This window comes from Kribbella rubisoli (assembly GCF_004217145.1).
GTDB classification, from domain to species: Bacteria; Actinomycetota; Actinomycetes; order Propionibacteriales; family Kribbellaceae; genus Kribbella; species Kribbella rubisoli.
Map to the genome: position 1 here is coordinate 958,826 of NZ_SHKR01000011.1, position 21,736 is coordinate 980,561.

At 68.8% G+C, this 21,736-nt stretch carries 20 protein-coding genes; 10 read left to right on the plus strand and 10 right to left on the minus strand.

Annotated features, from left to right (window positions below):
- Window positions 1-6: 6 nt before the first annotated feature.
- Window positions 7-1,458 (plus strand): LLM class flavin-dependent oxidoreductase, encoded by a 1,452-nt coding sequence (locus EV645_RS07420; RefSeq protein ID WP_130441038.1) that lies wholly within the window; start codon window positions 7-9, stop codon window positions 1,456-1,458.
- Here EV645_RS07420 and EV645_RS07425 read toward each other — a convergent pair.
- Window positions 1,441-2,844 carry a mycothione reductase gene (locus EV645_RS07425; protein ID WP_130441040.1) on the minus strand — a complete coding sequence of 468 codons (1,404 nt, stop codon included), beginning with the start codon at window positions 2,842-2,844 and terminating at the stop codon, window positions 1,441-1,443. The two genes, EV645_RS07420 and EV645_RS07425, sit on opposite strands and share 18 nt — an antisense overlap.
- A gap of 56 nt (window positions 2,845-2,900) precedes the next feature.
- Between EV645_RS07425 and EV645_RS07430 the strand changes: the two genes are divergently transcribed.
- A complete protein-coding gene (locus EV645_RS07430) occupies window positions 2,901-3,614 on the plus strand; it encodes a DUF4429 domain-containing protein (RefSeq protein ID WP_130441042.1) in 714 nt (237 codons plus the stop codon).
- On the opposite strand, the gene EV645_RS07435 is transcribed toward EV645_RS07430, so the two are convergent.
- Window positions 3,611-4,993: an MFS transporter gene (locus EV645_RS07435; RefSeq protein WP_130441044.1), complete on the minus strand. Its 1,383-nt coding sequence runs from the start codon at window positions 4,991-4,993 to the stop codon at window positions 3,611-3,613. The two genes, EV645_RS07430 and EV645_RS07435, sit on opposite strands and share 4 nt — an antisense overlap.
- The gene (locus EV645_RS07440; RefSeq protein WP_130441046.1) at window positions 4,990-5,439 is read right to left on the minus strand and encodes a MarR family winged helix-turn-helix transcriptional regulator; all 450 of its coding nucleotides are present in this window, start codon (window positions 5,437-5,439) and stop codon (window positions 4,990-4,992) included. Before EV645_RS07440 ends, EV645_RS07435 begins: the two co-directional genes overlap by 4 nt.
- Before the next feature lie 84 nt (window positions 5,440-5,523).
- Here EV645_RS07440 and EV645_RS07445 point away from each other — a divergent pair, with 84 nt between their 5' ends.
- Window positions 5,524-6,627 (plus strand): hypothetical protein, encoded by a 1,104-nt coding sequence (locus EV645_RS07445; RefSeq protein ID WP_130441048.1) that lies wholly within the window; start codon window positions 5,524-5,526, stop codon window positions 6,625-6,627.
- On the opposite strand, the gene EV645_RS07450 is transcribed toward EV645_RS07445, so the two are convergent.
- Window positions 6,588-8,060, minus strand: coding sequence for an NCS2 family permease (locus EV645_RS07450; protein WP_130441050.1), 1,473 nt, complete (start codon window positions 8,058-8,060; stop codon window positions 6,588-6,590). The two genes, EV645_RS07445 and EV645_RS07450, sit on opposite strands and share 40 nt — an antisense overlap.
- Before the next feature lie 73 nt (window positions 8,061-8,133).
- Between EV645_RS07450 and EV645_RS07455 the strand changes: the two genes are divergently transcribed.
- On the plus strand, window positions 8,134-8,445 hold the full coding sequence (locus tag EV645_RS07455) for a DUF2530 domain-containing protein (protein ID WP_130441052.1): 312 nt from the start codon (window positions 8,134-8,136) through the stop codon (window positions 8,443-8,445).
- Window positions 8,446-8,496: 51 nt separating this feature from the next.
- Here EV645_RS07455 and EV645_RS07460 read toward each other — a convergent pair whose 3' ends face one another.
- Window positions 8,497-9,579 carry a DUF4331 family protein gene (locus tag EV645_RS07460; RefSeq protein ID WP_198681506.1) on the minus strand — a complete coding sequence of 361 codons (1,083 nt, stop codon included), beginning with the start codon at window positions 9,577-9,579 and terminating at the stop codon, window positions 8,497-8,499.
- Between the two features lie 59 nt (window positions 9,580-9,638).
- Between EV645_RS07460 and EV645_RS07465 the strand changes: the two genes are divergently transcribed.
- Window positions 9,639-10,541, plus strand: coding sequence for a LysR family transcriptional regulator (locus EV645_RS07465; RefSeq protein WP_130441054.1), 903 nt, complete (start codon window positions 9,639-9,641; stop codon window positions 10,539-10,541).
- 5 nt (window positions 10,542-10,546) lie between these two features.
- Here the strand turns inward: EV645_RS07465 and EV645_RS07470 are convergent, their stop codons facing one another.
- The gene (locus EV645_RS07470; RefSeq protein WP_130441056.1) at window positions 10,547-11,326 is read right to left on the minus strand and encodes a DUF3027 domain-containing protein; all 780 of its coding nucleotides are present in this window, start codon (window positions 11,324-11,326) and stop codon (window positions 10,547-10,549) included.
- A 107-nt stretch (window positions 11,327-11,433) separates the two neighbouring features.
- Between EV645_RS07470 and EV645_RS07475 the strand changes: the two genes are divergently transcribed.
- Entirely contained in the window at window positions 11,434-13,506 is a 2,073-nt protein-coding gene (locus EV645_RS07475) for an MFS transporter (protein WP_242000262.1), read from the plus strand.
- A 73-nt stretch (window positions 13,507-13,579) separates the two neighbouring features.
- Here the strand turns inward: EV645_RS07475 and EV645_RS07480 are convergent, their stop codons facing one another.
- Window positions 13,580-15,136, minus strand: coding sequence for an MFS transporter (locus EV645_RS07480; protein WP_130441058.1), 1,557 nt, complete (start codon window positions 15,134-15,136; stop codon window positions 13,580-13,582).
- 102 nt (window positions 15,137-15,238) lie between these two features.
- Here EV645_RS07480 and EV645_RS07485 point away from each other — a divergent pair, with 102 nt between their 5' ends.
- Window positions 15,239-15,964, plus strand: coding sequence for a TetR/AcrR family transcriptional regulator (locus EV645_RS07485; RefSeq protein ID WP_130441060.1), 726 nt, complete (start codon window positions 15,239-15,241; stop codon window positions 15,962-15,964).
- Window positions 15,965-15,967: 3 nt separating this feature from the next.
- Here EV645_RS07485 and EV645_RS07490 read toward each other — a convergent pair whose 3' ends face one another.
- Window positions 15,968-16,351 (minus strand): cold-shock protein, encoded by a 384-nt coding sequence (locus EV645_RS07490; RefSeq protein ID WP_130441062.1) that lies wholly within the window; start codon window positions 16,349-16,351, stop codon window positions 15,968-15,970.
- A gap of 126 nt (window positions 16,352-16,477) precedes the next feature.
- Window positions 16,478-17,953 carry an ATP-dependent sacrificial sulfur transferase LarE gene (gene larE, locus EV645_RS07495; RefSeq protein ID WP_130441064.1) on the minus strand — a complete coding sequence of 492 codons (1,476 nt, stop codon included), beginning with the start codon at window positions 17,951-17,953 and terminating at the stop codon, window positions 16,478-16,480.
- A 116-nt stretch (window positions 17,954-18,069) separates the two neighbouring features.
- On the opposite strand from larE, the gene EV645_RS07500 reads away from it, so the two are divergent.
- Window positions 18,070-18,663 (plus strand): TetR/AcrR family transcriptional regulator, encoded by a 594-nt coding sequence (locus tag EV645_RS07500; protein ID WP_130441066.1) that lies wholly within the window; start codon window positions 18,070-18,072, stop codon window positions 18,661-18,663.
- Window positions 18,660-19,610 (plus strand): R2-like ligand-binding oxidase, encoded by a 951-nt coding sequence (locus EV645_RS07505; RefSeq protein WP_130441068.1) that lies wholly within the window; start codon window positions 18,660-18,662, stop codon window positions 19,608-19,610. Before EV645_RS07500 ends, EV645_RS07505 begins: the two co-directional genes overlap by 4 nt.
- Here EV645_RS07505 and EV645_RS07510 read toward each other — a convergent pair.
- Window positions 19,581-20,738, minus strand: coding sequence for an MFS transporter (locus EV645_RS07510; protein WP_130441070.1), 1,158 nt, complete (start codon window positions 20,736-20,738; stop codon window positions 19,581-19,583). The two genes, EV645_RS07505 and EV645_RS07510, sit on opposite strands and share 30 nt — an antisense overlap.
- 88 nt (window positions 20,739-20,826) lie before the next feature.
- Here EV645_RS07510 and EV645_RS07515 point away from each other — a divergent pair, with 88 nt between their 5' ends.
- Complete coding sequence (locus EV645_RS07515) at window positions 20,827-21,711, plus strand: LysR family transcriptional regulator (RefSeq protein ID WP_130441072.1); 885 nt, start codon at window positions 20,827-20,829, stop codon at window positions 21,709-21,711.
- Window positions 21,712-21,736 lie beyond the last annotated feature (25 nt).

The following is a 21,736-nucleotide window of genomic DNA, read 5'->3' on the forward strand; positions in this document are numbered from 1 at the left end:
GCGGCAATGGACGAGTTGAAGCTGCCGTCGCCGTGCGTGGTGATCCTGGTCGGGCCGGGCGCCTCGGGGAAGTCGACGTGGGCGGCGGAGCGGTTCGGGGCAGACCTGATCGTGTCGAGTGATCGGTTGCGGGCGTTGGTCGGGGCCGGTGAGGACGATATTGCGGCCAGTGCGGATGCATTCGCGTTGCTGGATGTCGTGGTGCGGCAACGAATCGGGCGGCGGCTGACGACTGTTATCGACACCCTGGGACTGGACAGAGAACGACGCGCGGCGTGGCTCGGATTGGCGCGGGAAGCTGGAATGCCCTGTGTGGCCGTGGGTTTCGACACGCCGGCCGCGGAGTGCCGGAGACGGAATCGGGAGCGGGACTCGAAGCGGATTCCGGCCGATGTGCTGACCTCGCAACTGAAGTCGTGGGCGGCGACCAAGAAGGAGCTGGCGGACGAAGGGTACGACCAAGTTCTGCAACCGACGGCTGTCCGAGTGGTTCCCGAGGCATTTGTCGAGGCAGGCGCGGCGGCCGTGCGGCAGGCGGAGAGGCCGAGCGGGCTGCGGTTCGGTTTGCAGTTGAGCAGCTACACGCATCCAGGTGGTCGGGCGGGGATGGCTTCGTGGGTGCGGGACGTGGCCGCGCGGGCGGAGGCGGTCGGGTTTGATGCGATCTACGTCATGGATCACTTCCGGCAGATTCCGCAGGTGGGGCGGGCCTGGGACGACTTCCTGGAGAGTTGGACGACGCTTGGGTATCTGGCTGCCTGTACGACGCGTGTGCGGCTCGGCACGCTGGTCTCAGGGATCACGTATCGGAACGTCGCGCATCTCGGGAAGATCGCGGCGACGCTCGACGTACTGAGTGGTGGGCGCGCGGTGTGTGGGGTCGGGCTCGCGTGGTTCGAGGCCGAGCACAAGGCTTATGGGTGGTCGTTCCCGCCGGTGGGTGAGCGGTATGCCCTGCTCGAGGACGCGTTGCAGTTGCTGCCGGTTTTGTGGGGACCAGGCAACAAACCGTTCCACGGCAAGGTTCTCGACGTACCGGACACGACCTGCTACCCGCGACCGTTGCAGGAACACCTGCCAGTGCTCGTGGGTGGGAGTGGGCCGCGAACCCTCAGGCTCGCCGCGCGCTACGCCGACGCCGTGAATGTGTTCGGCGACGTCGCCGCAGTACGGAAGGCCGCAACCCACCTCGGGGACAGACCCGTCGAGCTGACGCATCTGTCGACAACGCTCGTGGGCAAGGACTCTCAGGAGGTCGACCAGCTCGTCCAGAAGCTGCGACCGCGCAACGTGAACCCGGCCCGGTACGCCGCGATGGTGAACGCGGGCACGGTGGACGATCAGATCGGGCGGTTCCGCGAGCTGTCCGAGGCGGGTGTGGCCGAGGTGATGATCAGCCTGCCCGACCTCGAGACGCTCGACACGGTCGCCGACGTGATCTCAGCCTTCCGGGTGTAGATCGAGCTGCAGTAGGGCGTTCTCGATCAGTTCGGGCATGGCGGGGTGGATCCAGTACTGGCCCCGGGCCATCGCGTACGCGTCCAGCTCGAAGCTCATCGCCTGGATGATCGGCTGGATCACGGTCGGCGCCTGCGGGCCCATGATGTGCGCGCCGATGATCTGGCCGGTCTTCGGGTCGGCCAGGATCTTCGCGAACCCGGTCGTGTCCTCCATCGCCCAGCCGTACGCGATATCGGCGTACCGCTGAACCGCTTTGACATAGGGGATCCCGCGCTCCTTCGCCTCCTCCTCGGTCAAGCCGACGGAGGCGATCTGCGGCGCGCTGAAGACCGCGTGCGGTACGAAGCGGTGGTCGGACTCGATCCGGTCGTCGGGGTTCAGCAGGTTGTGCTTCACCACCCGCGCCTCGTGGTTCGCGACGTGCTTCAGCTGGTGCGGCGTGGTCACGTCGCCGAGCGCGTAGATGCCGTCGACGGTGGTCTGCTGGTACGCGTCCACGACCACGCGCGCCTCGTCGTCCACCTCGACACCGGTGGCGGCCAGGTTCAGCAGGTCCGAGTTCGGCTCCCGGCCGACCGCGACCAGGAGTTCGTCGACGATCAGCTCGTCGGCCCCGTCCGGGTTCAGCATCCCGACCAGGATCGAGCCGTCGTCGCGTCGCTCAACCCGGATGGTCTCGTGGTTCAGGCGTACGTCGTACAGCTCCTGGGCGATCTTCGTGTACGCCGTGGCGAGCTCGCCGTCCTCGTGCCGGAGCAGCACGCTCGAGCGGGCCACGATCGTCACCTCGACCCCGAACGACGCGAACACGTGCGCGAACTCGGCCGCGACGAACCCGCTGCCGATGATCGCCAGCCGGCGCGGCAGTTCCTCGAGCCGCATGACCGTGTTCGAGGTGTGGAACCCGGTCTCCTCGAGGCCCGGGATCGGCGGCACGATCGGCCGGCTGCCGGTGGCGAGCACGAACTGGTCGGCGCTGAACACGCTCGTCGACCCGTCCTTGTTGTCGACAGTCAGCTCCTTGAACCCGGTGAACCGGCCGGTCCCGTCGTACACGGTGACGTTGGCGTTGTCCGGGTTGTGGTGCCGGTACTCCGAACCGCCCGCCGCGATCGGGTCGATCCGGCCGAAGATCCGGTCCCGGACGTCGGGCCAGCGGACGCCGAGCAGCTCCTCGTCGACGCCGTACCGTGAGCTCTCCGACGGGGTCGCGGCGACGTCGGCGGCGTGCACGAACATCTTGGTCGGGATACAGCCGACGTTGAGGCAGGTGCCGCCGAAGGTGCCGCGCTCAACGATCGCGACCTTCCGGTCGGCGAACCGACGGTTCACGATCGTGTTGCCGGATCCTGTCCCGATGATCACCAAGTCGTAATGCGTCACACCTCATTGTGGCGCTTACACGCAAGTCGGTGCGGTGGACCCGTTCAGCAGGGAAGATGGGCAGGGTGGGTAGTGGTGAGCTGACGAGCACGAACGGCACGGTCGTCTGGGACGGGATCGGGGTCCTCCGGCTCCGGTACGACGGAACTCGGGCCGGACTGGATCCGCTGACCGGCTCGTTGTGGACCCGGTTGGGCGAACGGATCCTGCCGGTCGAGGCCCTGCAGTCGGTCGAGGTCGGCGCCGCGGGCTTCAAGCTCATCCTCCGCGACGGGGCCGACCCGCTGCAGTCCGTGACCGGCGGTCACGTCGTACTGGATCCGTACGACTTCCCGGAGGTCGATCCCGCGCTCGCGGAGCAGATCGCCCGCGACATCCGCAGTACTCTCGTCCGCCGCGACGTACAGGCGACGCCGTCCGCTCGCTGGTTGCTCGCACCACCGGCCGCGCCCGACCGGCTCGAGGGCCGCGACGCGATCCTGTCGGTGGCGAACGGGCGGCTCACGTTCGACTACAAGCGGTCCGCGGGCCGGAAGAAGAAGTCCCTCGGTGAGCGGTGGTCGGTACCGCTGGGCGAGATCATCGACGTCGAGTGGACGCCGAACCAGGGCCGGTTCAACACCCGCGGCTTCCTCCGGGTCGCCACGGCCGGTACGCCGCTCGAGCGCCCGAAGCCGAAGCACGACCCCGCGGCGATGCTCATCCCAGCCGGCGCCGACGTCGACGCCCTGTTCTTCGCCGCCCGCCTGCTGACCCGGATCCGGCCCTAAGCGACTCTGGGCCCGACGTCCTGCTTCGGGCCGACGTCCTGCTTCGTGCCGACGTCCTGCTTCGGAGCGGGCGCGGGCTCGTCCTGGAGCGGGACAGTCTCCAGGACCGCCTTGTCGCCGAGCAGGTCGGTCTGCGGCAGCACCTCGAGGTGCGGGCGCGGCAGCAACCGCGGCCGGATCGCGAGACCGCGCCGCCGCGAGAAGTACAGCACCGAGGCGACGGTCCCGAGCACGGTCAGCCCACCGCCGACGATCAGCGAGTACCGCGCGCCGAGCACCTGGCCGATCCAGCCGATGAACGGCGAGCCGATCGGCGTACCGCCCATCAGGACCGTCATGTACAGCGCCATCACCCGGCCGCGCATGGTCGGCTCGATGCTCAGCTGCATGGTCGCGTTCGCCGAGGTCAGCATGGTCAGCGAGGCCAGGCCGACGATCGGCAGCACCAGCGCGAAGGTCAGGTACGTCGGCATCAGGGCGCTGACGATCTCGGCGATACCGAACGCGAGCGCGGCGCCGATCACGAGGCGAGCCCGGATCCGGACCCGGCGGGCGGCGAGCAACGCGCCGGACAGCGAGCCGATCGCGAGGACCGAGCCGAGGATGCCGTACTCCCCCGCGCCCTTGTGGAACACACTCGTCGCCATCAGCGCCGAGGTGAGCTGGAAGTTCAGGCCGAAGGTGCCGGCGAAGAACACCGCGACCAGGACCATCATCAGGTCCGGGCGGCGCCATAGGTAGCGCATGCCGTCGCGGATCATGCCCTTCTCGCGGCCGGCGGGCTTCGGGGTGTGCAGCTCGGACACGCGCATCAGCCGCAGCGAGACGATCACAGCGGCGTACGTGAATCCGTTGACCAGGATTACCGGACCGGTGCCGATCCAGTTGATCAGCAGACCGGCCAGCGCCGGGCCGAGCAGCCGGGCGGCATTGAACGACGCCGAGTTCAGCCCGACGGCGTTGGACAGCTCGTCACGGCCGACCATCTCGACGACGAAGGCCTGCCGGGTCGGGGCGTCGAACGCGGTGCCGACGCCGAACAGCAGAGCCAGCAGGTACACCTGCCAGGTCTGCACGACACCGCCGATCGTCAGACCGCCGAGCGTCAACGCAACGGTGGCCATGAAGATCTGGGTGATCGTCAGCACGGTCCGCTTCGGGAAGCGGTCGGCGACCAGACCGGCGTACGGACCGAACAACAGGGCAGGCAGGAACTGGAGTCCGGTGACGATGCCCAGCGCCGTACCGGAGTGGGTCAGCTCGAGGACCAGCCAGTCCTGGGCGACACGCTGCATCCAGGTGCCGACGTTCGAGACGATCGCGCCGGAGGCGTAGAGACGGAAGTTGCGGACTTTGAACGCGCGGAAGGTCGGGCTCACTGGGCCGCCAGGCGTTCGAGAACAGGTGCTGCCTTGCGCAGGATGTCGCGCTCCTCGGGGGTCAATTGCTTCAGCTTGGTCTGCAGCCACTCGTCGCGGCGGCGCCGGTTCGCGTGGATCAGCTCGTCGGCGCGGGAAGTCAGCTCGACGACGATCTGACGCTTGTCGGTCGGGTGCGGGCGGCGGATCACCAGACCCGCCTCCTCCATGTTCGTCACGATCCGCGTCATCGACGGCGGCTTCACCTGTTCGTGGGAAGCCAGCTCGCCGATCGTCATCGACTCGTGCTTGGACAGCGCGCCGAGCACGCTGAGCTGGTTCGCGGTGAGGTCGTGACCGGGCTCACGCTGGCGCCGGATCTGCCGGGACAACCTGAGCATCGAGGACCGCAGGGCACTGGCCAGCCCGACGTCACTCTTCACCTGCTGGGCTACGACTTCGGGCATGTCTTTACCTTAACTCATTACCTTTGCTAACTATAACCGGCGATCGGAAGCTGATATTCCCGGCCCCCGCTAGAGTTCCGGGTCATGAGCGTCGAGCTGGAGCGGTACGAGCAGCGGTTCCGGCGGGCCGGGCTGCCGCTGTTCATCGAGGACTTCTCGCCGACGCACGACATCTTCACGCGGGCCACGCCTCTGCTCGTGCTGGTGTTCCTGGCCGAGATGCTCGGGGCAACCTCACTGGACTGGCACTGGTGGCAGAACCTGCTGGCCGCGCTCGGCGGACTGATCGCGCTGGTGGCCGGCTTCGGCCTGCTGAACAGGTTGCGCGGGCGGCCGTTCCGGTCGTTGCCCACCCGCTTCGGCATCCCGGAGCTCGCGGTCTTCGTCCTACTGCCCGCGCTGTTGCCGCTGGTCACCCAGGAGCAGCTCCGGCAGTTCTTCGGGATCGCCGCCGGGAACCTCCTGCTCGTCGGCCTTGTGTACGCCGTGGTCGGCTACGGCCTGGTCGGTACGACGCTGTGGGGCCTGCGCCGACTCGCGGGTGAGCTGGCGAACTCCGTGGCCAGCCTGGTCCGGGCGCTACCGCTGCTGCTGATCTTCTCGCTGGTGCTGTTCATCACCGCGGACACGTGGCAGGTGTTCGCGGGCATGCCGGTCGCCTTCCTCGTCTTGCTTGCGGTCGGCTTCGCCGTACTCAGCAACCTGTTCCTGATGCTGCGACTGCCACGCGAGCTGGAGACGATCGAGCGCGACGTCAGCTCCGGGCCGCCCCTACGCCGCGTCCAGCGGATGAACCTCAGCCTCAGCCTGGTGATCCGCCAGTGGATGCAGGTCCTCGTCGTCAGCACCGGCGTCGGGCTGCTCTTCGTTGCCTTCGGCATGCTCGCGATCAGCGACCACATCTACCAGCAGTGGGGTATCGACCACGGCAAGTGGTCGCACACCCTGCTCGTGCTGGACCATCCGGTGGTGATCAGCTCGTCACTGGTGAAGGTTGCCGTCGGCATCGCAACCTTCACCGGCCTGTACTACTCTATCGCGCTGCTGACGGACGCGACGTACCGCGCCGACTTCCTCGAAAGCCTCACCACCGAGCTCCGCGACCTGTTCGTCACCCGCGCCGAGTACCTGGAGCTGCGCGGAGGACCTCAGGTCAGCCAGTCGGTCAGCGGGCCGATGGCGAAGTAGACGACGAACAGGGCGGCCACCACCCACATCAGCGGGTGGACCTGGCGGGCCTTGCCGCGGACGGCTTTGAGGATGACGTACATGACGAAGCCGGCGCCGATACCGGCGGAGATCGAGTAGGTGAACGGCATCAGGATGATGGTCAGGAACGCCGGGAACGCGACCTCGATATCGTCGAAGTCGATCCCCTTCACCTGCGTCATCATCAGGAAGCCGACCAGGATCAGCGCGGGTGTCGCCGCCTCGTAGGGGACCAGCGTGACCAGCGGCGCGACCACCATCGAGATCAGGAAGCAGATCCCGGTGATCACGCTCGCCAGGCCGGTCCGCGCGCCTTCACCGACCCCCGACGCCGATTCGATGTACGAGGTGTTGCTGGACACGGATGCGGCGCCACCGGCGGCGGCCGCGACGCTGTCGACGATCAGGATGCGCTGCGAGTTCGGCGGGATGCCGTCCTTGTCGAGCAGACCGGCCTCGGCGCCGATCGCGGTCATCGTGCCCATCGTGTCGAAGAAGTCGGCCAGCATCAGCGTGAACACCAGCAGCAGCGCCGACACGACGCCGATCTTCTCGAACGAGCCGAACAGGCTGAACTCGCCGATCGTGTCCAGGTTCGGTTTCGTGAACCAGTGGTCCGGCAGCTTCGGCACGCTCAGGCCCCAGCCGCCGGGGTTGTCCGCGGTCCGGGCGCCGATGTTCGCGATCGCCTCGATGACGATCGCCAGCACGGTCGCGGCCAGAATGCCGATCAGGATCGCGCCCTTCACCTTCCGCGCGTACAGCGTGACGATCAGGATCAGGCCGACCACGAAGACCAGCACCGGCCAGCCGCGGAGCGTGCCACCGACGCCCAGTTCCACCGGCGGACCGGTCGGCGCGGCGGGACGGCGTACGAAGCCTGCGTCGATCACCCCGATGAAAGCGATGAACAGGCCGATGCCGACGCTGATCGCGATCTTCAGCTGGAGTGGAACCGCCTCGAAGACCGCTTTACGGAACCCGGTGAGCACCAGGATCAGGATGATCAGGCCCTCGAGCACGACCAGGCCCATCGCGTCCGCCCAGGTCATCTTGGTCGCGACCGAGAACGCGATGAACGCGTTCAGGCCGAGCCCGGTGGCCAGGGCGAGCGGGAAGTTCGCGACCACGCCCATCAGGATCGTGACCACGCCGGCCACCAGCGCCGTCGCGACCGCGATCTTCGCGATCGCGGCCGCCGGGTCGGTGCCGCCGCCGACGAACTGGCCGGCGCCGTCCTTGACGGTGCCGATGATCAGCGGGTTCAGCACGACGATGTAGGCCATCGTGAAGAACGTGACCAGCCCGCCGCGGATCTCCCGTCCGAGCGTGGATCCGCGTTCGCTGATCTTGAAGAAGGAGTCGAGGACACCGGAACCGGAGCGGGCCGTCGAGGCCAGGGGCGAGCTCATGACCGCATCGTGCCAGCTCCTACCGGCCAGTTGCGAGCACTGACGCCAATCCGTTGCAGGTTAAGGTGGGGGCGTGAGCGAGGAGCAGGGCGGGACCAAGAAGCGCACCGACCCCACGAGCCAGCTGGCGCGCGGGGAGCTGGTGCACGCCGAGGTCAAGCCGCTGGACCTGTCCGGCATCCCCAGCGTCATCACCGGTATCGCCCTGTGGGTGGTCGCCTTCGTCGTCCTCCTGATCTTCCACGGCCGTTTGGAGGACAACGGCCTCGACTGGTGGCTCTGGGTCCCGGTCGCCGGCTTCGGCCTCGGCCTCATCGGCCTCTGGTACTGCAAACGCCGCTGGACCGCCATCCAAGCCGGCCACCGCCCCGCCACCGAAGACTGATCCCCCCTCGCCGTCGAGCAGGCGCATGCCGACGGCGACAACACCGGCTGGTCAGGCGGGAACGACGTACGGGAAGGTCTTCTGGCGCAGGCTTGCGGTCACTGACGGCTTGAGTCCGGACGGTACTGCGGTGCCCGCGACCATCGACAGCATCACCTCGGGAGCGTTGTCGGCGAGGGTGCGGCCGTTCCGGGTCGCGAATCCGAAGGTGGCCGGCGTTCCCACGACGTACGGGAGGACGTCCGGGAACAGCTCGCGAGCGACTGTCTCGCCGTAGCCTTGCGGGTCGTCCGACGTACCCGCCGCCGCGACGACAGCGGCCACCCGATCCTCCAGGTTCTTGCCGTCGGCCTCGAAGTCCTGCGCTGGGTGCCGGGCGTTGGCCGGATACGTGAAGCGAGTGTCGTCCGGCCAGAAGATCGGCCACATCATCGGGTGGCCGGCCCGGTTGATCTGCCGCCATCCGCCGGCGTCGGTCGCCAGCTTCGTGGTGCACCAGACCCCGATCTGCGTACCGGGCTCGAGCACCGGGTGCTGGTGCGAGATCTCCAGCACGATCGACTCGACGGTCGTGCCGGTGAAGCTGTTCTGTGCCTGCTCGGGCTGCCAACCGGACAGGTCCACCGCGGTGCCGTCGTGTACGGCGCCGTTCACCCGCGCCAGGAGCGACAGGTCGATGTAGAACGAGTCGTGGATCCGGCCAGCCCACAGCCGGACGTCCGACCCGTCGCACGCCTCGCCGGTGGTGCCTTCGAGGACGAGTTCTCCGTCGGCAGCGTCCTCGCGGGCATCGTCGCCGGTCAGCAGGTGCAAGGCCAGGGACTGCCGGCCGTCCGAGCCGCGCGCCCCGAAGGACACTCGGTAGGTGAGCGTCTCGAACTCCGCGTTGTCGGCGTGCACCTTGAACTCGTAGCGGGCCTCGTCGTGAAAGCCCGGCTGGATATCCGGCCCGGTGATCGTCGAGTTGACGTCCATGACGAACACCGTGCTCGCCGTTGCGGGGAAGACGTACAGGTCGTCGATGTAGAGCCGGCCGTTCTGCCTGGCGAGCGGCGTGTCGAGATGGTGCGACATGATCGCTGGTTTCCTTCCATCGGTGGCGGCCGAGGCGGCCGCCGGTTCTGCACCGAGCATCTCCGCAGGCAACGAGCGGGGGTACCCGCCAAGTCGGCAACTCCTCATAATCAATGGTTATGAGCGACACGTCGCCCGACCTCGACAGCCTGATGCTGCTCACACTCGTCGCCGAACTCGGCAGCCTCGGCCAGGCCGCCGAACGGATGCGGATCAGCCAGCCGGCCGCCAGTAAGCGGCTCAGCATGCTGGAACGCAGGCTCGGGCTGCCGCTGGCAGAGCGGGGTACCCGAGGCTCCGTTCTGACCGTTGAAGGCAAGGCTGTCTGCCATTGGGCCGAGCGCGTGCTCGCCGAGGCCCGGAACCTGACGGCCGGGGCGGCCGCCCTCCGTGCCGAGCGGGCCCACGACTTGCGACTTGCGTCCAGCATGACGCTCGCCGAGAGCTTTCTGCCGGCCTGGGTCGCCGAACTGCAGCGACAGTCGCCCGGCCTTCAGCTCAGCCTGAAGGTGACCAACTCCGAGCAGGTCGCCGCGCTGGCCGCACGCCACGAGATCACGATCGGGTTCTTCGAAGGTCCCACCGTGCCGCCCGGACTCAGCTCACGGACCGTTGCCACTGATCGGCTCGTGATCGTCGTCGCCCGGACACACCCCTGGGCCCGGCGCCGCCGTCCTGTGGAACTCACCGAGCTCGCCGACACCCCGCTCATCGTGCGCGAACAAGGCTCAGGGACGCGCGAGACGCTGGCCCGGGTTTTCGCCACCGCCGGCCTCCGGCCCGTAGAGCCGCTGATGGTCCTGGAGGTCAATGCAGCCGTACGGCGCGCAGCGGCCGCCGGCATCGGACCCGCAGTACTGAGTGCTGCCACGGTCGAGGACGATCTGTCGCTCGGTCACCTGGTGGAGATCAACCTCGTCGGCGCGGACCTCCACCGGAGACTCCGCGCCGTCTGGCCCAAGGCCCACCCGTTACCGCAGGTCGCGGAGGATCTTCTCCGGATCGCCCGCCACTCCCGCTGAGCCGACTACGTCGGGTCGACGAGCTCCAGCGTGTCGTAGCCGGTGGTGTCGAAGGCGTGGTCGGGGGTGGGGGGCTCGGGGATGTCGATCGTGGCGTCGGAGTGGGCGCCGCAGCCGTAGTCGTAGGCGACTACGCGGGCCTCGCCGGGGGCCATCTCGTTGGCGCAGACCCCGAAGGCCTGGCCCAGGCTGTCGGCCAGGCGGATCCAGTAGCCGCACGAGTGGCACTTGTACGGGACGGCCTGCGCGATCGGCGAGGTCGGCCCGAAGTCACCGGCGTACCAGCGTTCGGCCGCATCCTCGCGCCCGAACGGCGACAGCACGCGCTCACGACCGAGCCCGAGCTCCTCGACCACCGTGAGGACGTCCTCAGGAGCGTCCGACGTGTCGGTGAAACCCGGCTCGAGGCGCGGATCGTCAGGGAGGGTCGGGAACAGGTCGCCGGGACGGAGGTCGCCGGGCTGGACGCGCTCCGACCACGGGACCCACTCGGGCGCGGTGATCGCGACGTCGCCGGGCAGCATCACGACCTCGTTGACCGTGACGGTCTTGGCGCGAGAGGCGCGCGTGACGGTGACCGCCCAGCGCCAGCCGCGGTACCCGGGGTGGGTGGAGGCGAAATAGTGGGTGACGAGGCGCTCGCCCTCGACCAGATGACCGAGGTGCTCGCCTACCTGTGCGGCGCCGGCCTCGGCGATCGCAGCTTCACGGGCCGGTTCGACCGCCGCGACGGCAATGGCGTCGGGTTTGGCGCGGACCGGTTCCGGAGCTCTGACGGGAGTCACAATCGCCCATTCTCGCACGCCCGCCGTCGTACTCCGAACTGCCGTCGATCAACCGCCCGTACGCGCGGTAACTGCGCTCTGTCCCCGCCGCGAGGCAGGATGGTTCCATGCACTCCCCCGACCCCGACGACCCGCAGGTCGGCCCCGGCAACCGCGAAAGCGACGCCGCGGGCCGGTCGCGCGGCGACGCCGACCGGAGGCGGGAGGAGAATGGCAGCCAGCGGGGCGCCGAGCAGGCTGCGAACCGGGCGGCTGCGCACGAGCAGGCGGGTGGTGGCATGGGGGGCAACACCGACGGGACCAACGGCCGAGCCAGCAGCTCAGACGCGGGCGGCGGGGCTGCGGCGGGGAAGTCGGCGGGTGAGCGGTTGACTGATGCCCGGGGGCGGGTGGGGTCTGCGAGCAAGAAGGTCGGGCACGCGTCGAAGGTGGGGGCCGAAGGAGTTGCTTCGGCTTCCAAGAAGGCGGCTGAGGTCAGCGGGAAGGTCGGGCGGGCGACTGGCCGGCGGATCCGTGGGCTGACGGGTGCTCAAGGTGCCGGCGAGTCGGGGCTTTCGCGGCTGATCGAGCTGGGCGCGGTCAACGCGGCCGGTGATACGGCGTTCGCCGTTTCGCTGGCCGGGACGGTGTTCTTCACCGTGCCGAGCGATCAGGCGCGCGACCGGGTGGCGTTGTTCCTGCTGCTGACGATGGCGCCGTTCGCATTGATGGCGCCGCTGATCGGCCCGATCCTCGACCGGTTCAGGCACGGGCGGCGCTGGGCGATCGGCGCGACCCTCGGCGTACGCGCATTCCTCGTCTGGAGTCTCGCCTCCTCGATCTCCGGCCACGGCTCCGCCTGGCTTTACCCGGCGGCCCTCGGCTGCCTCGTCGCTTCCAAGGCGTACGGCGTCACGCGCGCCTCCGCCGTACCGCGTCTGCTCCCGAAGCAGATCACGCTCGTCACGGCCAACTCACGCATCTCGCTGGCCGGTGTCGCCGGCGCGACGATCGGCGCCGGAATCGCGGCCGCGTTCGCCGCGATCGGCCCGCAATGGTCGCTGCGCTGGGCCGCGCTGGTGTACATCGTCGGCCTGATCCTCGCGATCCGCCTGCCGAGCGCGGTCGACTCCCCCACCGACGAAGAAGTCACTGGTACGGCGGGGCGCGAGGCACGCCGGCGCGCAATCACCGCAGCAGTCGCACGCGGGATCCGCTGCAATCTCGGACTGCGGTTCGTGTCCGGATTCCTGACCATGTATCTGGCGTTCCTGCTCCGCGACCAGCCGATCAGCGGCGTGAAGGGCGCGGTCGCGGCCGGTGCGGTGATCGCCGCGGCCGGTATCGGGAACAGCCTCGGCACCCTGCTCGGATCGTTGCTCAAGGCCCGTAAACCGGAAGCGGTCGTGCTGGTGGTGCTGCTCGCGGACGCGATCGTCGCGGTCGCGGTGGCGGTCCTCTACGGTCTGCCGATCCTGATTGCGCTCGGCCTGGTGGCCGGGTTGTGCAGCTCGCTCGGCAAGCTGTCGTTGGACGCGATGATCCAGCGGGACGTCCCGGAGTCCGTGCGTACATCGGTCTTCGCTCGCTCGGAGACCGTGCTGCAACTGGCCTGGGTGATCGGCGGCGGCTGCGGGATCGTGCTGCCGCTGATCCCGCGGCTCGGGTTCGGGTTCCTCGCGGGCGTGCTGGTGATCGTGGTTTTCCTCGTACTGCGGATGCGCCCGGCGGCCCGCCCCGCCGACGGACCGCTCCGCCCAGGCGGCCTCGGCGGACCACGGCCCGGCCCACGCCCGTCCGGGCACGGGCACGACGGACACAGGCACGACGACCGATCGGAGAGCAGGCCGCGTGCGGACAGCACCACGCGGACGATCCTCACCACAAGCGTCGCCGAGCAGCGCGCGAACCGCGCGCGCCGCTCAGACTCCGGCGAGGAGCCGACCATCGAATGGCGCGGCGGCGATCAACCGCCCGCAGGCCGCCCGACAGACCACCAGCCAGACCCGACCCGCCGCCCCGAGCCCGGTAGGCGTCCCGGGCCGCCGCCGGCCGGCAAGTGGTGGAGCGGCCAGCCCGACGAGGACGAGGACACCCAGAACCAAGCCCCCTGGGCCGAAGAGCCGACCGAGGAACGCAACCAAGGCAACCCCTTCAAACGCCGCCCCGGCACCAACAACCACCGCCACCCACCCCGCTGACACCCAACTAACAGCCCCGCTGGCGGGCGACCGGGTGGGGATCCACGCCGGCCGCCGCAGGGTTTGGGACGGGTTAGAGGGCTGGGGTTAGGTCGGCCTCCTCGGGGGCGGGCTCGGGGGTTTGGGTGGGGGTGGGGTGGGTGGTGCCGCGGAGGGTGAGGGTGGCTAGGACGGCGGTGGTTAGTAGGAGGAGGGTGCCGACGACGGCCACCACGTTCATGCTGTGGGTGAAGGCGTGGCGGGCGGTGGTCAGGACGGTGTCGGCTAGCTGAGCTGGGAGGTGTGCGGCGGCGGCGGTTGCGGCCGGTAGGCCCTCACGGCCGGGGGCGGCGACGCCTGCGGGCAGGTCGGACGGGAGGTCGGCGCGGTACGCCGCGGTGCCGATCGAGCCCAGGATCGCGATCCCGAGCGCCCCGCCGAACTCCGAGCAGGTCTCCATCACCGCGGACGCCGAGCCGGCGCGCTCCGGGGCGACCGAGCCGACGACAGCCTCGGTGACCAGGGTCATCACCATCACCAGACCGGCAGCCAGCAGACCCGCGCCGGCCAGGGGCACTGCCAGCGAGGAGTCGACGTGCACCTGGGTGAGTACGGCGTACCCGGAGGCGGCGAGAACGAACGCTCCGCCGATCACATACGCACGGTCCATCTTGTTCGCCAGCGCAGTAGCCAGCGGAGCCGCGCCACCGACCAGCACCGACGGGGCCAGCGACCACAGCGCCGCCTTCAGCGGGCTCAGCCCGTGCACGAGCTGCAGGTACTGGGTCAGGAACACCGCGTTGCCCACCAGCGCGAGGGTTCCAACAGTGTTGGCAGCCAGCGAACCGCTGAACGCCCGGTTGCGGAACATCGAGAGGTCGACCATCGGGTACGCCGCAGTCCGCTGCCGCTGCACGAACAGCACCCCGAACAGCAGCCCGGCCACGATCGCCACCACCGGAAGCATCGACGCGCCGTTGGCCGCGATCTCCTTGATCCCCCAGATCACCGGCAGTACGGCGGCCAGCGAGAGCACCGAACCCAGCAGGTCGAACCGTCCACCGGCAGGAGTCTTGAACTCGGGCAGCAGGATCGGCGCGAGCACCAGCAGCAGGATCATCGCCGGGGTGTTGATCAGGAAGACCGAACCCCACCAGAAGTGCTCCAGCAGGAACCCGCCGAGCACCGGCCCGAGGGTGATCCCGCCCATCATCACCGCGCTCCAGAACGCGATCGCCTTCGACCGCTGCTTCGGGTCGTGGAACATGTTCCGGATCAGCGCCAGGGTCGACGGCATCAGGGTCGCGCCGCCGATCCCGAGAAGGGCGCGGGCCGCGATCAGCTGCTCCGGGTTCTGCGCGTACGCCGCCGCGACCGAGGCGAGCCCGAAGCCGACCGCCCCGAAGATCAGCAGCCGGCGACGGCCGATCCGGTCGCCGAGCGAGCCCATGGTGATCAGCAGGCCGGCCAGCACGAACCCGTAGATGTCGAAGATCCACAGCTGCTCGGTCGCCGACACGCCGAGGTCCGCGCTGATGAACGGGACCGCGAAGTACAGCACCGACACATCCATCGAGACCAGCAGCAGCGGCAGTGCGAGCACGCCGAGCGCGATCCACTCCTTGCGTCCCGCGAGTTCCGGCTTACTCATGATGCCCCTCCGAAGATTTATCTGTTTACGCCGCACACTGTGTGCGCCATACACAGACCATACAGGCGACTGTCTATGCTGTAAACAGATAAGGTGGTGGACATGGAAGAGGACGAACTGCCGCGGGTGCTTCAGCAGCTCTGGGGGATCGAGGGACGGAGCCGGCCGGGACCGAAGCCGGCGTTCCAGGTGCGGGACATCGGGGATGCGGCGATCAAGCTCGCGGACGCGGGCGGGCTGAGCGCGGTGTCGATGAGCAAGGTGGCAGCGGAGCTCGGTGTCACGACGATGGCGCTCTACCGCTACGTCGAGGCGAAGGACGACCTGTACGTCGTGATGCTCGACCAGGCGTTCGGGCTACCGCCGGAGGTGAGCGAGACGGCCGACTGGCGCGAGCGGATCACCACCTGGGCAGAGGCGTTCCAGGCCGCGCTGCAGGAACACCCCTGGATCCTGCAGGTCCCGGTGTTCGAGCCGCCGCTCTCACCGAACCAGCTGGTCTGGATGGAGACCGGCCTGAAGGCGTTCGAAGGTACGCCGTTGGAGCCGAACGACCGGATGTCCGCGATGCTGCTGGTGAACATCTTCGTTCGCGGCACCACCGGGCTCAGCGTGAACATGCTGAACATGCCGCCGGCCGAGGCCGTCGCAGCCGGCGAGCGCTACACCCGGAGGCTGCGGATGCTCGCGACCCCGGATCGCTTCCCGGCCATCGCGACGACCATGGACGGGCCGCAGGACTTCATCGACAACGACCCGACCGAGTTCCGGTTCGGTCTGACCACGGTCCTCGACGGGATCCAGTCGTTGATCAGCCGCCGCGGCTGACCGTCAGAAGTCGAGCTTGTCGGCGACGCCGCGCAGTACCGTGGCCACCTGCTTGGCGGACTTGTTGTCGGGCTGGCGGCCGCGGCGGTAGTTCTCACCGATCCGGTCGAGGAGTTTGATCAGGTCCTCGATGACGACCTGCATCTCCTCCGGCTTCGGGCGCATCGCCTTCGCGACCGACGGCGGCGGGTCGATCAGCCGGACCTGCAGGGCCTGCTCGCCCTTGCGTCCCTCGACGACGCCGAACTCGACCTTCTGCCCGGGCTTCAGGTTGGTGACACCGGCCGGCAAGGCCTCGGCGCGGACGTAGACGTCCCCGCCCTCCTCCTTGCTGAGGAAACCGAACCCCTTGTCGGAGTCGTACCACTTCACCTTGCCAACGGGCACGGGAACCTCTTCATCAGTATCGTCGGAAGCGAACGAGCCGTGAGGCCCGCTCAGGAAACCCAGCGTACGTGACCCGGCGCAACCGCGCCTCCGGGAAACTACCTGATCCGGCAGTCTTCCCGCACCTCACAAACTCCGATACTTTTCGGGATCCGCGAGCCGCTCGTTCATCGACCCGGACCGGAACCCGCGCGGGTCCACCTGCGCCGCCGCGAACCCTTCGGCCATGACCGCATCGACCAGCTCCCGGTGGTCGACCCGATCGAGGAGCGCCGCGTCGATCTCGATCGAGGCACTCTCGCCGAGATCACGCACCCGCACGTTCTGCACGTCGTACGACGCCAGCCGCGCGCGGACCGCCTGCTCGGCGCGGTCCACCCGTACCAACAGGTTCGGCGTGATGCGGATGCCGTACGCGATCCGGCTCGACAGGCAGGCCGCGGCCGGCTTGTCCGACGTCTCGAGGCCCCAGCTACGCGACGCCGTACGGATCTGCGCCTTGGTCAGCCGAGCGTCCCGCAAGGGCGTCAGCGCACCGCGCTCGAACGCGGCCCGGATCCCCGGCCGGAAGCCGGCGATCGCGTCGTCGGCGTTCGTGCCGGTGGCGATCGCGGTGATGCCGAACTCGTCCGCGATCGGCTGCAGCGTCTCGATCAGCTCGGCCTTGCAGAAGTAGCAGCGGGCGCCCGAGTTGGCCTGGTAGCCCTCGCGCTCCATCTCGTGCGTATGCGGGCTGACATGCCGTACGCCGAGAGCGTCGGCGAAGCGCGCGGCCGGCTCCAACTCCGCCGCCGGAAGCGACGGCGATACCGCGGTCGCCGCGACGACGTTGGCCGCGCCGATCGCACGGGCCGCGGCCGCGAGCAGGAACGCCGAGTCGGCGCCGCCGCTGAACGCGACGACCATCTTGTCGTACGACGACAGCCGCTTCATCAACGCTTCCAGCCGCTGCTCGAGCACGTACTCGTCGAGCCAGGCCGGGAACTCCGTCAGGTCGTTCAGTACGACGTCAGCGCCGTACGCCCGCAGCTCGTCCGCGGTGAACGGACCGGTCGCGACCGATACCGCGAGGGCCCCCGCCGCGTGCGCTCCGTCGATGTCGGCGGTGTGATCGCCGACGAAGATCGTCGCCTCGTGCTCGCGCAGCGCCGTACCCTTCTCGGCTCCGTGCAGATCGCCGACCGGCTCGTCGACGTCCAGGCCGAGGTGCTCGAGGTGCAGCCGGACCGACGGGGTGTACTTCGCGGAGACGACCATCGTCCGCCCGCGCAACGCCCGGATCGCGGCCAGCGACTCGGCGACGCCCGGCAGCGGCAGGCTGCCCGTGATCGCGTGCGACGGGTAGTGCTCGCGGTACCGCGCGACCATCGCGTCGACCTGCTCCGGCGGGAACCAGTTCGCCATCTCCCAGGTCAGCGGCGGCCCGAGCCGGCTCACCACCAGGTCGGTGTCGATGTAGACCCCGGTCTCGGCGGCGAGCAGGTCCCAGACGGCCTGGATCCCCGGCCGGGAGTCGATCAGCGTCATGTCCAGGTCGAATCCGACCACGAGCTCCGGCACATCGGCGGCGGTCGGGGCGGGCTGGATCTCGGCGGTTGACACGTCCCCAACCCTACGTGCTCCGAATGAACCACCGGCAGCCGAGACCAAATTGGACATTCTGCGATGTTCTGTCCGAGCACTTGACATCAGAGGCCATTTTGTAAACCCTCGACCTCATGACCTCGTTTGCCGATCGGACCAAACGCCGGCTGCGTGACGAGCTGCTCGACGCGGCGCAGGAGGCGGTGGTCGCCGGTGGGTACGACGGACTCCGGATGGCCGAGGTGGCTCGCCGGACCGGGGTCTCGCGGCAGACCGTCTACAACGAGTTCGGGGACAAATGGGGCCTGCTGGAAGCAGTCGCGGCCCGCGAGACCGAACGGTTCCTGCTGGATGTCAACAACGCGATCGCCGAGCAGCCCAACCCGATCGACGGCCTGCGGGCCGCGGTCGAGCGGGCGCTGACGCTGGCCGGCGAGAACCCGCTGATCAAGGCGGCGCTGAGCCAACCCGGATCCGACCAGGCCAGTCAACTGCTGACCACACGGGGGCAGCAGGTCATTGAACTGGCCCACCTCCGGCTAGGTGCCCACGTCAGGGAGCACTGGCCGGAGGTTCCCGCAGAGGACGCGACCAGCTGCGTGGACGTCGCCTTGCGCGTCGTCATCAGCCACATCGTCACGCCGGGCCCTCCCCCGGCGGCGGTGGCCGATCAGCTGGCTCGCGTCCTCTCACCCTTCCTCGCCGAGTCCCGGAGGTTGCACGTATGAACGACCTGCATCGGAAAGGCTTCACCACGCTGAAGGCCGGCGGCCTCAACTGGGACGCGCTGCCGTTGCGGCTGTTCGACAAGGGCAACCGCAAGTTCTGGAACCCGCGTGACATCGACTTCAGCCAGGACGCGAAGGACTGGCAGGAGCTGAGCGCGGACGACAAGGACAACGCGTTGATGCTCTGCTCGCAGTTCATCGCGGGCGAGGAGGCTGTGACCGAGGACCTGCAGCCGTTCCTGCAGGCGATGGCTGCCGAGGGCCGGTTCGGCGACGAGATGTACCTGACCCAGTTCTGCTTCGAGGAGGCCAAGCACACCGCGGTCTTCCGGCTCTGGCTGGACGCTGTCGGCGTCACCGACGACCTGCACCACTACGTCGAGAACAACCCGGGGTACCGCGCGATCTTCTACGAGGCCCTGCCCGTCGCGCTGAAGTCGCTGGCCGACGATCCGTCACCGGCCAACCAGGTCCGCGCATCCGTCACCTACAACCACGTGGTGGAAGGGACTCTGGCCCTCACCGGCTACCACGCGTGGAACCTGCTCTGTACGGCGCGCGGCGTACTGCCCGGCATGCAGGAGCTGATCCGCCGGATCGGCGACGACGAGCGCCGGCACATGGCGTGGGGCACGTTCACCTGCCGTCGGCACGTCGCCGCGGACGAGGGGAACTGGAAGGTTGTCACCGACACGATGGAGGAACTCCTCCCCCACGCGCTGACGCAGATCCAGTGGGCGATGGACAACACCGCCGCGCTCCCGCCGGAGATCAACCCGACCGCGCTGATGACGTACGCCGGCGACCGCGCCACACGTCGACTCGGCGCGATCGAGTCGGCCGTCGGCGCGGACGTGGCCGGGATCGACCTCGACTACTCCCCCGAGAAGCTCGAGGACGACTTCGGCGACGAGGACTCAGCCGCGCTGGCGGCGGTTCGCCAGTAGAACGATCAGCGCTGCCGTCGCGAGTACTGCGGGAAGCCAGGTGACCGTCGTCGTACCGAGGTGGTCGGCGACCTGGCCGCCGGTGAAGGCGCCGAGCGCGATCGATCCGTTGTAGACCCCCACCAGGACAGCGGACGAGGATTCGGGGGCGTTGGGCGCGGCGGCGTGTCCCCAGGCTTGCGTGCTGACGCTCGTACCGCCGTACGCAAGGCCCCAGATCACCAGCAGGACAAGGGATCCGGCGACGGTGGTGCCGAGGACGGGCACCGCGACGGTAGCGAGCGCGATGCCGGCGGCGATGACCGCGAGGGCGCGGGTCGGGCGGAGGGCGCCGGTCAGGAAGTTGCCGACGACACCGGCCACGCCGTACGCGAGCAGCAGGGTCCCGATCAGCGCCGGACCGGAGTGCGGCTCGAGGAGCGGACGGATATAGGTGTACGCCGCGAAGTGGCCGGTCACGATCAGCGCGACGAGGACCAGACCGACGCGAACGTCCTTGATTTGCAGGACTTCTCGTACGTCGGACAGCTGCACGGATCGCTCGGGGGCGAGGCTCGGGAGGAAGGCTGCGATCGCGGCGGCGAGGCCGAGTGCGAGCAGTCCGACGCCGGCGAACGCCCAGCGCCAGCCGATGAGCTCGCCGACGTACGCACCGGCTGGAATGCCAAGCACAGATGCGATTCCGATGCCGCTGAAGATGAGCGAGGTCGCCGGGCCGGCGGCATGCTCGGGTACGACGCGACGCGCGAGCCCGATCGTCAGCAACCAGACACCGCCGATCGAGATGCCCATCAAGATGCGCGCTGCGCTGAAGACCCAGTAGACCGGTGCGATTGCGGCAACGAATGCCGCGAAGGCGAGCAGCACCATCAGTCCGCCCAGAACTGCCCGGCGGTCCCGCCTGCCCAGGACCAGCGGCAGGACAGGCGCGGCCAATGCGGAGACCACGCCGGTGGTGGTGAGCGCCAGGCCTGCGGTGCCTTCCGATACGTGAAGTGATCCGCCGATTGGAGTGAGCAGACCCACGGGAAGCATCTCGGCCGTCACCACGGTGAACACAGTCGCCGACATGACTATGGATGCGGTCCAGCCCCGGGTGTCCACCCCGTCCGCGCAGATCGTCGTCATACCTCCAGTGAGCGGCCGCAAGGCCACCCGGAACAACGGCGATGTAGTCATGCTTGTATTAGCTGAGCTAATCGATGAAGGTGGAACCATGGCCGTCGAGATCCGCGAACTGGAGTGCTTCCTGGTGCTCGCGGACGAGCTCCACTTCGGCCGTACGGCGGAACGCCTGTACCTCTCGCAGAGCCGGGTCAGCCAACTGCTCCAGTCGCTGGAGCGCCGCATCGGCGGCCCGCTGTTCGAGCGCACGAGCCGCCGGGTCGCGCTGACGCCGCTCGGCAAGGAATTCCTGACCTCGCTGCGCCCGGCGTACGCGGCCTTGGAGCGGGTCGTCGGGGATGCCCGCGAGTACGCCGCGAATGTGAAGGGCAAGCTCCGGATCGGCTTCCAGGGCGCGGCCAACGACACCGTCCTAGGCGCCGTGGCGAAGTTCCAGTCCCATCACCCGGACTGTTTGATCGACGTCTGTGAACTGCCGCTCAACGACCCCTTCGGCGCGGTACGCCGGGGTGACGTCGACGCGGCAGTCGTCATGCTGCCGATGGCCGAGGACGACCTCGTGCTGGGCCCGGTCTTCTCGCGCCAGCAGCAGACCCTCACGGTCGGCTCGGGTCATCGGCTCGCCTCGCGGTCGTCGATCGACGCGGAGGAACTGGCCGAGGAGACGCTGATTGCGATCGCGGGACCCGCACCCGGCTACTGGCGACAGGCCCAGGCGCCGACGCAGACACCCGCCGGCGCGCTGATCCACCGTGGTCCGGATGTCCGGACGCTGCAGGAAGGCTTGTCGCTGATCGCCGCAGGTCGCGGCGGCATGCTCGTGTGCCGCCCGACCGCCGAGCGCAACCAGCACTGGGACGGCATCGTCAGCATCCCGCTCACCGGCGTACCCGAGTCGGCCCTCGGCCTGGTCTGGCGCCGCGGCGAGGACACTCCCGCACTGAAGTCCTTCGCGGATCAGCTACGCCTGAAGTAGTCCTCGCGGCGCCGGGTTTGGGGCG

What these genes read in the sequence shown, in the direction of transcription:
- EV645_RS07500 (WP_130441066.1), top strand. Translation starts at nt 18,070, where the DNA reads ATGACCTCGTTTGCCGATCGGACCAAACGCCGGCTGCGTGACGAGCTG.
- EV645_RS07480 (WP_130441058.1), bottom strand. Translation starts at nt 15,136, where the DNA reads ATGAGTAAGCCGGAACTCGCGGGACGCAAGGAGTGGATCGCGCTCGGC.
- EV645_RS07475 (WP_242000262.1), top strand. Translation starts at nt 11,434, where the DNA reads ATGCACTCCCCCGACCCCGACGACCCGCAGGTCGGCCCCGGCAACCGC.
- EV645_RS07485 (WP_130441060.1), top strand. Translation starts at nt 15,239, where the DNA reads ATGGAAGAGGACGAACTGCCGCGGGTGCTTCAGCAGCTCTGGGGGATC.
- EV645_RS07465 (WP_130441054.1), top strand. Translation starts at nt 9,639, where the DNA reads ATGAGCGACACGTCGCCCGACCTCGACAGCCTGATGCTGCTCACACTC.
- EV645_RS07430 (WP_130441042.1), top strand. Translation starts at nt 2,901, where the DNA reads ATGGGCAGGGTGGGTAGTGGTGAGCTGACGAGCACGAACGGCACGGTC.
- EV645_RS07450 (WP_130441050.1), bottom strand. Translation starts at nt 8,060, where the DNA reads ATGAGCTCGCCCCTGGCCTCGACGGCCCGCTCCGGTTCCGGTGTCCTC.
- EV645_RS07510 (WP_130441070.1), bottom strand. Translation starts at nt 20,738, where the DNA reads ATGACGACGATCTGCGCGGACGGGGTGGACACCCGGGGCTGGACCGCA.
- EV645_RS07445 (WP_130441048.1), top strand. Translation starts at nt 5,524, where the DNA reads ATGAGCGTCGAGCTGGAGCGGTACGAGCAGCGGTTCCGGCGGGCCGGG.
- EV645_RS07440 (WP_130441046.1), bottom strand. Translation starts at nt 5,439, where the DNA reads ATGCCCGAAGTCGTAGCCCAGCAGGTGAAGAGTGACGTCGGGCTGGCC.
- EV645_RS07515 (WP_130441072.1), top strand. Translation starts at nt 20,827, where the DNA reads ATGGCCGTCGAGATCCGCGAACTGGAGTGCTTCCTGGTGCTCGCGGAC.
- EV645_RS07420 (WP_130441038.1), top strand. Translation starts at nt 7, where the DNA reads ATGGACGAGTTGAAGCTGCCGTCGCCGTGCGTGGTGATCCTGGTCGGG.
- EV645_RS07460 (WP_198681506.1), bottom strand. Translation starts at nt 9,579, where the DNA reads ATGCTCGGTGCAGAACCGGCGGCCGCCTCGGCCGCCACCGATGGAAGG.
- EV645_RS07505 (WP_130441068.1), top strand. Translation starts at nt 18,660, where the DNA reads ATGAACGACCTGCATCGGAAAGGCTTCACCACGCTGAAGGCCGGCGGC.